Genomic DNA, 13317 nt, shown 5'->3' on the forward strand with positions numbered 1-13317 from the left:
AAAGGGGCAGCTGTTGTGAAAGAATTGGATATTTTAAAAGCGGAACTTATAGAGCGGGGTAGGCACCTGGGATTTCTTGTTATAGGGGTTACCGATGCAGGACCGTTTAACGGATGGTACCGGGCTGTTGAGGTACGAAAAACGATGGACAGAGAGGTAGAAAGAGCTGTAAGCAGGCTTGCCCATTATCCCAAAGATTTGATGCCAGATGCCAAAGCCATCGTGGTGGCCGTTCATCCTTATCTACCGTACCCGGAGGAGTTTCCTGAAGGGGTGGCCAGGTATTCTGCGCATTATGTAGAATATCCAAGGGCCAGGAAAGCGGTTGAGGAGCTGGCCGGCGTTATAAGTCAGTGGGGTTATAAGGCCATGGTTGAGCCGCCCTTGCCGGTCAAGGCCGCGGCTTATAGAGCGGGAGTGGGGACATTTGGGAAAAACGGCATTATATATGTAGGTGAATACGGTTCATGGGTTACTCTGCATCTCATTTTGACCGATGCGCCTCTGCCCTGTGATGGTCAGCCTCAAGCTCTCTCCTTTTGCGGAGAGTGCGAGAGGTGCATACGTGCCTGCCCTACCCGTGCTATTGCCGATGATGGCGCTGTTTTGCTGGGGCGTTGTTTGAGGGCCTATATGTTGACTTCGAAATTTGTGCCGGTGGATATAAGGGAAAAGCTGGGTACCAGATTGTTGGGGTGCGATGTCTGCCAAAAGGTATGTCCCAGAAACAGCAGGATAACCCGCCAGGCTGGTCTTCCAGAAGATGATCATTTACGGCCGTTTGACGTTTATACATTGATAAAGGCATTGGTTGAGAACGATCGAAAAGCGATAGAGGCCGTGGCATCTTTGATAGGGCGCAATTATGTAAGGCCTCAGCGATTGCTATCCAGTGCTATCATTGCGGCAGGCAATTTTGGTCAGCCCAAATTTATTTCGTTGCTAGTTAAAACATTGAAGCATCCTCATCCTCCAATCCGTGCGTACAGCGCATGGGCACTGGGTAAAATAGGCGGTAAAGATAGCATGAACGCTTTGGCCGATGCGCTGAAAGATGAAACCGATGAACGTGTTATACAGGAGATCAAAAGAGCACAAGAGATAGCTGGGTTGAGTGAGTACAGAAGCGATGGTTAACGATTGGACTGGTGAGAAAAAACAGTATGAATGCATTCAAATTGGGGAAGAGTATATTAGAGATAGAGAAGAAAATGCTGGTGTGGTTCAAAATTGGTGCCTTATGTAGATGTGGTGTTTGTGGGATTATATGGTGGCATAAAAAGTGTGAAAGGAGGGTGTGAGGATGGCTTTTATCGACGAGCTGGCCAAAAGGCTCGGTGAGGTTGTCAAAAAAGTGGGCGAAAAGTCGGAAGAGCTGATAGAGCTGGGCAAGCTCAATTATGAGATCTTCAAAGAAGAGGATACCATAAAGAGGCTGTACAGGGAGATTGGACAGTCGGTATACGAGGCCTATAAACAGGAGAATAACTCCCTGGATGCCATCTATCGTTTGTGCCAGGAGATTGACGAACACAGGGAGAAAATTGAGGGGTTAAAGAAGCGAGTGGAGAACATAAAAAAGGAGATGCAGGAAGAAGGAGCTCAAGTAGAAAAGCAGCGTGAGGATCAACATGCCCCTCAAACCGGTGGGCAGGACAGTGCTCAGCCTGGTGGTGTCCAGGAAACAAAGCAGGATGTTGGTAGAGAAACAAAGCTGGATGCCGGCGGAAAAATGACCCAGGGAAACAACGAGAAGAATCTACAGGAGGGAATTTGAGCGCGCTAGATGTGTCTGAATTTATAGATAGGTTGAGAAAAGGAGTGCTGTTTTCTTAAGGTGAAATGAGCTTTGTTTGCTGATTTGTAATAGTTTTGTAAAGGGGGAGAACAAAGGTGTCCATCAACATTTTCAATGACCTGGAGGCTATTAAGCTGGCCATTGCTATTGAGGAGAGAGGCGAGAGATTTTATCGCCAATCGGCCCCTAAAGCGAGCGATGGTGCAGCCAGGGTTTTGCTTGAAAGGCTGGCAGAGGACGAGAAGGAGCACAAAGCGGTGTTTGAAGGGTTGTATCAGGAGTTTCTAAAAAATAAGGATGAGTTTGACGATGAATATCTGTACGACCAAGATGTGGCTGCCTATTTTAATGCTCTTGCTCACAGCCTGATTTTTCCGAATGAAGAAGAACAGGCGAGAGTGGTGGCTCAGCTGCAAAGCCTTGAGGATGTCATAAGGTTTGGCATTCAGGCGGAAAAGGACTCAATACTTTTATATACCCAGATGATCATATCTTCAAAATTGTCTGAAGCCAAGGATGTTTTTCGCAGGCTGCTTAAAGAAGAAAAGAAGCATCTCGTTGACCTTCAGGCCTATCTGAAACGTGAATAAAATGCCGTTGAATTATGATTGCCTGGCATTTATCAAGCTTTTGAACGTTGAAATGCCGGGTTTTTATTTTGGTTTGTCTGGTTGTTACACCGTATTTGTCTGTTTTTCAGATTTACCGACAATGAATAAACAACTCTGTAGCACTGAAAGGACGTGGTTGGTGAATTTCAGGCAAAATTTATTTTATGATATATGATAATTTACTTGGTCATCGGTAGGAGGTTAATTGTAATGTGTGTAAGATTTTTCCTCGAAAGTGGCGTTGAAGAGCTGATGCGCAATTATAAAGTTAAAACAGTGGATGAAAAGGTAAGCGGCTACAGTGCGGGGAACTTTTATCCAGCGCAAAATGCCATAGTTGTGCTGGAGGACAAAAGTAGGGTCATAATGTTTGCGAAATGGGGTTTTAATTATGATTCAAAGAAGAAAATTATTGTCAATGCTCGGGCCGAGACAATTCTGGACAGGCCACTGTTTAAGGATGCCGCGCGGTATGCCAGGTGTATAGTGCCCGCCAATTGGTTTTATGAGTGGAAGGCTGAGGGGGCAGGGAAAAAGGTAAGGTACAGGATAGGCCTTCAGGATGCCAGCATAATGTCTTTAGGCGGGCTTTACAAGCTGTCTTTTGACAAAGACCTGGGACCGCAGCTTGCCTTTGTCATCATAACTACCGATGCAGAAGAAGGTGTCAGGGAAGTGCATCCGCGAATGCCTTTAATCATTAAAGAAGAATGGGTGGACATGTGGCTGAGCAAAGATACCCCTGTAGAGCTTGTGGAGGAAATATTGAGGGCGAAAACAGGAGCGAAATTTACGGTTGAAAAGTGCGAAGATGCAGCAAGCAACAAAATTAAAGAAGGTATGTATGGCGAGCAGATGAGCATGTTTTGAGTGTATCCAATTTTTTCAAGGCAGTAAAATTTTTCGCTCTTAACCCAAAAAATTTTTTCTTTTTTTTAATAAAAAAAGAAGGATTTTTTTAATTTATGTAGAATATATATAGTACAAAAACGAATCCAAAAACAAAGAGGGATGCAGATGGACGTAGCAAATGAACTGCTATCAAAGTTAGAAAATGGTCTGATAGTATCATGCCAAGCACTGGAAGGAGAGCCGCTTCATAGTTCTTTCATAATGGCAAAAATGGCAAAGGCAGCAGAAATGGGAGGGGCGGTAGCCATAAGGGCCAATGGGTATGATGATATAATGGCTATAAAAAAAGAGGTTAACCTTCCGGTGATAGGCCTTGTGAAAAAGAAATATGAAGGCTATGTCCCTTATATAACTCCTACAATAGAGGAAGTAGAGCAGGTGGTAAAGGCAGGGGCAGAAATAGTGGCAGTTGATGCCACAAAATCTATAAAGCCAGGAGGTTTTACTACAGAGGCTTTTTTGAAAGAAATAAAGAGAAAGTATCCCTACATATTGGTTATGGCTGATATATCCACCTATGAGGAGGGAGTTAAGGCGGCTGAAATAGGCTTTGATCTGGTGTCTACGACGCTGTCTGGATACACAGAATACAGCCAACATGGGGATGATCCGGATTTTGAACTGGTGGAGAGGTTGGCAAAGGCAATCAAGGTGCCGCTTATTGCTGAAGGACGTATATGGGAGCCCCGTCAAGCTTTAGAGGCTCTCGAAAAAGGTGCATATGCTGTGGTGGTGGGAACAGCTATAACAAGACCTCAGGAGATTACCAAGAGGTTTGTTGAGTTTATAAAAAAGAACAAGGGGGTTAATAAAACTTGCAAGAACAAAACGGCGTCATTTTGAAGATACGAAGCGTATACAATTCTCTTACCAAGGCAGAGAAAAAGGTTGCTGATTATGTATTGGAAAATCCAGAGGAAGTCATATACTTGTCCATAACGGAGCTATCCGAAAGATGTAATACAGGTGAGACCACGATAGTGAGGTTTTGCAGGCGCATAGGCTTGTCAGGTTTTCAGGAATTTAAGCTTAACCTTGCAAAAGATGTAATAAAACCCGAGACCAGCATACATGAAAATGTTTCATTTGACGACCCTATTGATATACAGGTACAAAAGATAACCAACGAGAACGTTCAAGCAATTGCCAACACTACTAAATTGTTATCTTTAGAAGAGGTGGAAAGAGCTGTTGACGCTATAGTGAAGGCAAGGAAGATAGACTTTTACGGAGTAGGGGCATCAGGGTATACGGCGCTGGATGCAAAGTATAAATTTATGAGATTGGGCTTAAATGTGGATGCCAACTTGGACGCTCATATTCAGGCAATATCGGCTGCTAACCTTAAAGAAGGAGATGTGGCAGTAGGTATATCCTTTTCGGGCAGTACAAAGGATACTGTAGCGACATGTCAATTGGCCAAAAAAGCAGGGGCAACTGTCATATGCATTACGAATTATGCAAGGTCGCCCATTACAACAGTAGCGGATATAGTTCTCTTGACGTCGGCAAAAGAGACGCCTCTGCGAAGTGGTGCCTTGACTTCCAAGATTGCACAATTGCACGTCTTAGATATCTTGTACACCGCGGTAGCTATAAGGCTGAAGGATAAGGCGGTTCAGGCTCTTGACAAGACCGCAAAAGCAGTTCTTGACAAGCTGTATTGATGGGATGAAGCATCAAAAGCAGATTGAAGGGATGTACCGTGGGGAAAAGGGTTATAGGCATCGATATAGGAGGCACTAAAATATTAGGCGGTATAGTTGAGGAGGATGGGACCTTATTAAAGGTTAAGCAGGTCGGTACCCAGGCAGAGAAGGGCAAGGACGCCATCCTGGCCAATTTGTTCAGGCTTATAGACGACCTCATTGCAGAAGGGAGAGTTGATGGCATAGGAGTTGGCAGCGCCGGAAGGATCGACCATAAAAGAGGCGTTGTCGTCTATGCCACAGACAATCTGCCCGGCTGGACGGGATTACCTCTAAAAGGGATTATAGAGGATAAATATCAAGTTGCGGTTGCGGTCGATAACGACGTAAATGCCGCTGTATTGGGGGAGATGTGGTTAGGAGCAGGAAGAAATTACAGGGATATTTTGATGATGACAATAGGTACGGGAGTGGGAGGAGCGGTCGTTGCCGATGGTAAGCTGATTAGGGGTAGCAGCTGTAGTGCGGGGGAAATAGGGCATATGATCTTGTATCCTGAAGGGAAACAATGCAATTGTGGCCGGAAGGGCTGTCTGGAACAATATATATCAGGCACGGCCTTGTATAAGCAATATAATGAATTAAGCAAAAATTTAAAAGTAAATAATGCATGGCAGGTCTTTGAACTGTACAAACAGCGAGATGAAATAGCAGCAAAGGTAATAGGTGACTTTGTAAGGTTGCTTTCTATATCCATTATGAGTATTAAAAATATATTGGATCCCGAAGTTTTTATCATAGGAGGAGGGGTGGTAGAGTCGAAGGATCTCTGGTGGGACGATTTGAAAACGTCATTGGGCAGTGACATAAACATTATGAGCGCCGAGCTGGGCGATAAGGCTACAATGTTTGGTGCGGTCCAATTAGTATTGTGAATGTAATTTAACCATTTAATAAGGTGTTTTATTGGTTGTATAGAGTTGGACCGAGATGAAATTTGAACGAAACAGCTGATGTTCAAGAGGAGGGGGCTTTTTTGGTAAAAATATTATATTTACCGCTAGATGAGCGCCCGTGCAATTATGTCTTTCCTGTCAGGATTGCTGATTTAGTAGAGGATGTCGAGGTAATTAGACCTGACATAAATCGTATGGGTAAGAAGAAAGTACCTGCGGATATCGATTATTTGATGGCTTTTTTGGAGCAGGAAGCGAGCTCTTGTGATGTTGCTGTTGTTTCGTTGGATCTGCTACTGTATGGAGGCATTGTTCCGTCTCGTATTTATAGTTATACTTTTGATGAATTAAAACAACGCCTATATAAGCTGAAGGAGATAAGAAGTAAAAATCCATGTCTTAAGATATATGCATATAACCTTATAATGAGAGTTCCAGCTTACAATTCTGCTGAAGAAGAACCGGATTATTATCAGGAGTATGGAAGAGACATTTTCATGTATTCTTGTCTTACTGACAAGATTCAAAAGAATGAAGCGACAGAAGAAGAAAAAAAAGAATATGAGTTGTTAGAGGAGAAGATACCTAAAGAAGTCATAGAGGATTATATACATAGAAGGAAAGTCAACGAATCCATCAATGAGATGGCCATTGAAATGGTAAAAGAAGGGGTAATTGATTTCTTAATAATTCCGCAGGATGATTGCAGCCCTTATGGATTTTTCGCAATTACTCAAAGAAAGCTTTCAGCCCTTATTAGGAAGCACGAGCTGTGGGATCAGGTTTATATTTATCCGGGTGCTGATGAAGTGGGTTGTACATTGATGGCCCGTGCTATTAATAAATCTAAAGGGTGGCTACCAAAGGTTTATGTGCGTTACAATTCTGAGATTGGTTACAGGACGATTCCGCTTTATGAAGATCGTCCTCTCTGTGAAAGCATTAAATCACAGATAAGTGCTGCAGGTGGAGTGATTGTACATGATGAGAGCACCGCTGACTACATATTATTTGTAAATGCTCCAGCAGATAAGATGAAGGAAAGTACGAGTGCAAATGATATATACGACAATTCTTATGAGCGCATGAGGAATATTAGAGAAATGATTGAAGCCATGCAATATTATATCGACCAAAATAAACCTTGTGCGGTGGCTGATGTGGCGTATGCTAATGGTGGAGACGGGGATTTGGTGAAGTTGCTCTCTAAAAAGGAATTGTACTACAAATTGTATGGATATGCTGGATGGAATACATGTGGTAACACCCTGGGGACAGTTATATCCCATAGCATGATAGCGGTAAAAGGGAAGTGCCTTGAGTCTCCCAAACATCAGCGGTTTTTATTTGAAAGATTTCTTGATGACTGGGCTTATCAAAGTGTTTTAAGGAGCAAAGTTACCAACGAACTTTTACCGCGCCTTGGACTAAATTATTTCTGGTTAGGAGATCAACAAGACAAAGTAACATGTGTACTGAAAGAGGAGTTTCAAAATATTCTGGAAAGGTATTTTCCTAAATATAAGGACTATCACCTAACCATAGAAAGAATTTATATGCCTTGGAATCGGATGTTTGAAGTTGGGATTGAAATGGGTATTAAAGGGTGACGAGAAAGGTTATGAGAATAGAATTTAGTAAAAAAATTCAGGTTATTGAAGAATATGATGTAGTGGTTGTCGGCGGGGGAACTGCAGGTGCTGTAGCAGCGATTTCGGCTGGGAGGGAAGGGTTAAAAACTCTAGTGGTTGAGCAGTTTGGCTGCCTTGGCGGCTCACAAACCATGGCCTTGGTTACCCCCATGATGCACAATCATATTGAAGGAAATCCTTATTCTTCGGCTATTGATGAGGAGATCTGTGATAGAATTATATCCTACGGGTACGGCTATAAAGACGCTGGCGGGAATAAAGGTTGGTTTGACCCTCAAATGCTGAAGATAGTGCTGGAAGAAATGGCGGTTGAAGCGGGATGCGAAATATTATACCACACATCCTTGGTTGATGTGGCCCGTAATGGACAAATCATAGAAGCGGTTATATTGCACAATAAAGATGGACTTTTTGCTGTGAAAGCTAAAGTGTTTATAGACTGTACTGGTGATGCTGATGTGGTGTACTATGCAGGGCTTCCTTATGAGATGGGCAATGAAGAGGGAGTCAATCAGGCAATATCTTTAAGATTTCAGATGACTAATATAGATTGTGATAGGTTTGGTGAATATTTAGAAAGTTTGGGGCAGAAAGGGGCCACCAGGTATCCTTATCTTCACACAGCTGTTGTCAAAGGGGGAAATTGGCCGTTAAACAAGGTATTTGAAGAGAAAGTAGAACAAGGGATTTTGACGGAACAGGACCTAAACTACTTTCAGGTGTTTTCGGTCCCGGGAAAACCCAATGACCTTGCCTTCAATTGTCCCGAACTGGGAGGAACAAAAAATGTGATAGATGCGCGATACCTTTCTCAAAAACAAATCGAAGGCAAAAGAGCTATTTTAAGGCTAGCAAAATTTTTAAGGGAGTATATACCTGGTTTTGAAAATTCATATATATGTGATATTGCGGCTATGATAGGAGTTCGTGAGTCAAGAAGAGCGAAGACCGAGTATATATTGACCAAAGAGGACGTGCTAAGTTACAGAAAGTTCGAAGACGGTATTGCGCATACTAATTATCCTATAGATATACACGGGGCCTCGGGCAAGCTGGAGTGTGCTTCTCAAGGGATAACCGAGAAATACTATGAGATACCATATAGAAGTTTGGTGGTTGTAGGGGTTGATAATCTGCTTGTCGCAGGGCGTTGTATAGGAGCAGATTTCATTGCCCAATCCTCAATCAGGGTACAACAGACCTGTAGAGCGATGGGGGAAGCAGCCGGAATAGCAGCCAAATTAGCGATACAGAGGAATGTTCCATGTCGGGATGTGGATGGACGGGAGGTTAGGAGCATCATGAGGGAAAGAGGAGGAAAGTTGTAAAGATTGTGTATTAAGGAGATATAAGATTTAAGATTAAGAGGTGAGTTATATTGAGAAGAAGATATCGTTTTAGTAAAGAAGATCTTGAGCTGTTATTGATTGCATTACCAACGGTTGTATGGTATATTCTATTTTGCTATTTACCAATGTTTGGAATAATTATTGCCTTTAAACAGTTTCGACCACTACCTGATGCTGGCTTTATCATGAGTTTGATTAAAAGTGAGTTTGTAGGGTTTGACAACTTTAAATTCCTTTTTGCTACGCCAGATGCTTGGATTATATTTCGTAATACTTTAGCTTATAATGCAGTTTTTATTGTTCTAGATATTGTTATCCCGGTCGCTTTGGCTATAATGATTTCACAATTACATTCTCAAAAACTTGCTAAAGTCTGTCAGACTGCCATGTTTTTACCTCACTTTTTGTCATGGGTGGTTGTAAGTTATTTTGTCTTTGCGTTTCTTAGTGTAGACAAGGGATTACTTAATCAACTTTATAAGGCGCTGGGATGGGAATCAGTTGAATGGTATATGCAACCTCGATATTGGCCATATATACTGACGTTTTTACATCTATGGAAAGGTATGGGTTATGGTATGGTTGTATACTTGGCAAGTATATCTGGAATTGATATTTCTTTATATGAAGCTGCTCTTATTGATGGTTCTACGAAATGGCAACAAGTTAAATATATAACTTTACCTATGCTTAAACCTATTATAACCATTATGTTTATTTTATCGATTGGCCATATATTTACAACGGATTTTGGTTTATTTTATAATATTCCGAGGAATTCAGGTCCTCTTATTAATGTGACGCAAACTATTGATGTATATGTATATAAAGCTCTTATGGGAATGAATAATATTGGGTTTTCTTCTGCTGCTGCGTTCTTACAGTCAATATTTGGATTCATAACCATTACAACAGCAAATTGGATTGTTCGCAAGATTGATCCTAATAGCTCTTTATTCTAATCATTAGAAAGGTGATGGAGTAATGGCGAAAGATAATCTGTTTTCTTCGGGTATTACACGTTTTAATCGTATTTCTACTCCAGTTAATATATTATTTAGTTTAATCTTTATTTCTTTAGCTTTAATAGCTGTTATCCCTGTAATTTTTGTTATTATTATATCATTTTCATCTGCTGAATCCATTCAAAGAATTGGGTATAGTTTTTTCCCGCAAGAATGGAGTATAGATGCATATGTATATCTATGGAATCTTCGAGATGTAATAGGTAGATCGTTCCTTGTATCAGTTGGTATTACGATTGTAGGTACTGTTATTGGGTTGTTTCTTAATTCAACTATGGGTTATGTTCTTTCGCGTAAAAACTTTGTATTAAGAAATTTTTTTACTAAGTTAATTTTTATACCGATGCTTTTTAGTGGAGGCCTTGTTTCTTCATATTTAATCAATACTCAAGTTTTAAAATTGGGCAATACTTACTGGGCGCTTATACTTCCTATGGCAGTATCATCATTTTATATTATTGTATTAAGAACCTTTTTTCAGACTACTGTTCCTGATTCTCTCATTGAGTCAGCTAAAATAGATGGTGCTTCCCAATTTACAATATATTTTAAAATTGTTGTGCCTATATCACTGCCGGCTTTGGCGACTATTGGTCTGTTTCTTTCTTTTGCATATTGGAATAGTTGGTTTCTTGCTATGCTTTATATACAATCAACGCATCAACATATGTATCCACTACAGTATGTACTGATGAGCATTGAAAGAAATTTGCAATTTTTGACACAGAACTCGCAATTTATGATTCCAGAGGAGGCATTGAGGCGTCTGCCTGCTGAATCTGTCAGAATGGCTATCGTTGTAATTGTTGTTGTACCTATCACACTAGCCTATCCATTTTTCCAGAAATATTTTATTTCTGGTTTGACTATTGGAGCTATTAAAGGTTAGTTAAGAAATAATTTATGAGTGTTTATTAAGCCATCTAATGGCTAATAAAAATACAGAAGGAGGAATGTTAAAATGGTTAAAAAAGTATCTATCTTACTTATTGTAGTGATGCTTATTTCGATTGCTTTATTTGGCTGTGCTAAAACGGCAGTGGAGCCAAGTGATGTAGGTGATTCAGGATCTACTAATGAAGATACTACCAAAACAAATGATACTGAAAAGTCCAAGGAACAACCAGTTGAACTTATTTGGATCATGGGGAATCCCGGTCAAGTTCCTGCTGATCAAGCCATGGTTGAAGAAAAGCTTAACGAAATATCTGTTCCTCTTTTAAATGTAAAAATGAAAACACTCTACTATGATAATGAAAGGACAACGTTAGCGCTTGCTAGTGGAGAAAAGTGGGATATAGTATTTACGTGTGAATGGTTTAATAATTTTGCTGTGCAAGCTCGTAAGGGTTATTTTGCTGATATTACAGAGAAAGTTAAAACTTTAACTCCTAAATTATATGAAAGTATGCCTGAAATAGTTTGGGAAGGTGCTAAAATAGATGGTAAAATAATGGCAGTTCCAGTTAAAAAAGATTATTGTTATGAAATGTATTATCAATTTGATAAAAAGTTATTTGTAGACGCATTAGGCATGGAAATTCCCAAGAAAATGAGCTTTTTTGATGTTGAAAAATACTTGAAAGCTGCAAAACAAGCTTATAAAGATGGTATCGAAGCTGCTGCTGATGCCCAATATCCGCTTAAACTTAAAGGCCAGTTTGTGGGGCTTACTAGGAATTTTGATATAATTTGCAATGACGCATGGTTGGGAATTCCTTATTCTGCTATAGGTACTGCTGACGCCACCAAGGTAGTTTTAATGTTTGAACATCCGGATTTGCTTGAGCGTCTTAAGGCGTTGCATAAGTGGTATAAAGCTGGTTATATAAATCCTGATGCTCCAGTTGCAGAGGATATTGGTACTTATTCTGCCGTCAAATCAAACTTGGGCTTCTATGGAGCTGATGCCATATGGAGTGCGCGGGATGGTTACGTACAGGTTATTTCGAAATTTGAAGGCCCATTTTTGTCTACTACATCTATAAGAGGTGCTATGAACGCTATTAATGCTAAATCTCCTCATATTGACTTGGCATTAAAATATTTAGAATTAGTCAACACAAATAAGGAATATCGTGATATACTAAGATATGGTATAGAAGGTGTACATTGGAATTATACTGACAAAGGGCTTGTTCTCCGCACTGAGCGTGGTCGTCAACGATATTCACCATGGGCATTTGCACAAGGTTCTTATGAACTAAGTACGCCAGAGGCAGCAGAAGGGGTAGACGTAGATCCGAACATGTGGAAAGTTATTTTCGAAGGATACAAAAACGCTATTGCTTCTGAGGCGATCGGTTTTTCGTTTGATATAACGCCTGTTGAAAGCCAGGTTGCAGCATGTAAAAATGTTATATCAAAATATTCGTCTGGCCTCCTTACTGGTGCAGTGAATCCTGAGGTTGAAGTGCCAAAATTAATAGCAGAACTTGAAGCGGCTGGGATTAGAGATATTCAGAAAGAAGCTCAAAGACAATTAGATGAATTTCTTGCAAATAAAAAATGAGTCGTTTTTAACGTATTGAATAAATAAAATTTGCTAAGCATGGCGTCCTTGCTCATAAGATTATAAATTAAAATGAGTAGGGACGCTGTGCTGTACTATTACTATATATTAGCATTGCAAGCAATTTAAAGACTGTAAATATAAAGGTTATAAAACATTCTCATATTGATTTGGTAAAGTTTATATATTTAACTCATTTTTACTAGGCTTAATAAAATATAAAGGAATAAGATAAATAGTTGACTGCAAGGGGGGCATTAATTTGTGGAATGGAGGGGGAAATAAATTATCAAAAAGGTTTAAACGTCTACGATTTGGAAATAAGTTATGTAGAATTTGCTTTTGATGAAAATATTGGAGAGCTTTTAGAATTAATAAATAAAAGAACAGGAGAAAATCTTATAACCCACATTTCGCATGTTAAAAAATGGGATGGGAGTGTAAATATTTTTGTGTATGGGAGCTTTTGGCTCCTTTCTGGTGTTGTTTATTGTGTCGCTTTAACCTGGTAACAATATCTCTCATACATTACTATTGTTACCTTTTATTTATATTTTATGCCCGAGTCTCCGCATGTAAAAAACAGGTAATTTAATTACATTTATTACCAAAAGGATTTTTGAATTTTTTGTCGAATATATATCCCCTGTAGAAAGATGCAGGGGTGATTGTGAATGGATATAAATGATGTTAAGAGCATAATAGCATACAATGCCTCCAGCATACCAGTATTGTTTGAGATGTGCCGTATTGCAAAAATAGCAGAGACTGTCAATGATATGGTAGAATGGAAAGTCGATAATTCCAAGGTTTCGCCAGGATTCTTAATAGAAGTATTGATAGTAACCATAAT

General features: G+C 40.1%; 13 protein-coding genes and 1 pseudogene. All 14 read left to right on the forward strand.

Going from position 1 to position 13317, the window contains the following annotated elements; genetic code table 11:
• Positions 1-15: 15 nt before the first annotated feature.
• Complete coding sequence (locus tag KVG29_RS05585) at positions 16-1137, forward strand: 4Fe-4S double cluster binding domain-containing protein (protein WP_252227253.1); 1122 nt, start codon at positions 16-18, stop codon at positions 1135-1137.
• A 166-nt stretch (positions 1138-1303) separates the two neighbouring features.
• A complete protein-coding gene (locus KVG29_RS05590; RefSeq protein WP_252227254.1) occupies positions 1304-1777 on the forward strand; it encodes a hypothetical protein in 474 nt (157 codons plus the stop codon).
• A 116-nt stretch (positions 1778-1893) separates the two neighbouring features.
• On the forward strand, positions 1894-2388 hold the full coding sequence (locus KVG29_RS05595) for a ferritin family protein (protein WP_252227255.1): 495 nt from the start codon (positions 1894-1896) through the stop codon (positions 2386-2388).
• Between the two features lie 231 nt (positions 2389-2619).
• On the forward strand, positions 2620-3279 hold the full coding sequence (locus KVG29_RS05600) for an SOS response-associated peptidase (RefSeq protein ID WP_252227256.1): 660 nt from the start codon (positions 2620-2622) through the stop codon (positions 3277-3279).
• A 141-nt stretch (positions 3280-3420) separates the two neighbouring features.
• Positions 3421-4164: an N-acetylmannosamine-6-phosphate 2-epimerase gene (locus KVG29_RS05605; protein WP_420840526.1), complete on the forward strand. Its 744-nt coding sequence runs from the start codon at positions 3421-3423 to the stop codon at positions 4162-4164.
• The gene (locus KVG29_RS05610) at positions 4137-4988 is read left to right on the forward strand and encodes a MurR/RpiR family transcriptional regulator (protein ID WP_252227258.1); all 852 of its coding nucleotides are present in this window, start codon (positions 4137-4139) and stop codon (positions 4986-4988) included. The genes KVG29_RS05605 and KVG29_RS05610 overlap by 28 nt, the downstream gene beginning before the upstream one ends.
• A gap of 23 nt (positions 4989-5011) precedes the next feature.
• Complete coding sequence (locus KVG29_RS05615; protein ID WP_252227259.1) at positions 5012-5905, forward strand: ROK family protein; 894 nt, start codon at positions 5012-5014, stop codon at positions 5903-5905.
• 101 nt (positions 5906-6006) lie between these two features.
• A complete protein-coding gene (locus KVG29_RS05620) occupies positions 6007-7536 on the forward strand; it encodes a DUF4127 family protein (protein WP_252227260.1) in 1530 nt (509 codons plus the stop codon).
• Between the two features lie 11 nt (positions 7537-7547).
• The gene (locus KVG29_RS05625) at positions 7548-8906 is read left to right on the forward strand and encodes an FAD-dependent oxidoreductase (protein ID WP_252227261.1); all 1359 of its coding nucleotides are present in this window, start codon (positions 7548-7550) and stop codon (positions 8904-8906) included.
• Between the two features lie 50 nt (positions 8907-8956).
• Positions 8957-9889: an ABC transporter permease gene (locus KVG29_RS05630; protein ID WP_252227262.1), complete on the forward strand. Its 933-nt coding sequence runs from the start codon at positions 8957-8959 to the stop codon at positions 9887-9889.
• Positions 9890-9911: 22 nt separating this feature from the next.
• Positions 9912-10841 (forward strand): carbohydrate ABC transporter permease, encoded by a 930-nt coding sequence (locus KVG29_RS05635; protein WP_252227263.1) that lies wholly within the window; start codon positions 9912-9914, stop codon positions 10839-10841.
• A 72-nt stretch (positions 10842-10913) separates the two neighbouring features.
• On the forward strand, positions 10914-12464 hold the full coding sequence (locus tag KVG29_RS05640; protein WP_252227264.1) for an ABC transporter substrate-binding protein: 1551 nt from the start codon (positions 10914-10916) through the stop codon (positions 12462-12464).
• Between the two features lie 239 nt (positions 12465-12703).
• The gene (locus tag KVG29_RS05645; RefSeq protein ID WP_252227265.1) at positions 12704-12976 is read left to right on the forward strand and encodes a hypothetical protein; all 273 of its coding nucleotides are present in this window, start codon (positions 12704-12706) and stop codon (positions 12974-12976) included.
• A 162-nt stretch (positions 12977-13138) separates the two neighbouring features.
• Positions 13139-13317: pseudogene (locus tag KVG29_RS12605) on the forward strand (IS1634 family transposase); the annotation flags it as partial.

Source organism: Caldicoprobacter algeriensis (assembly GCF_023838525.1).
In the GTDB taxonomy this organism is placed as follows: domain Bacteria; phylum Bacillota; class Clostridia; order Caldicoprobacterales; family Caldicoprobacteraceae; genus Caldicoprobacter; species Caldicoprobacter algeriensis.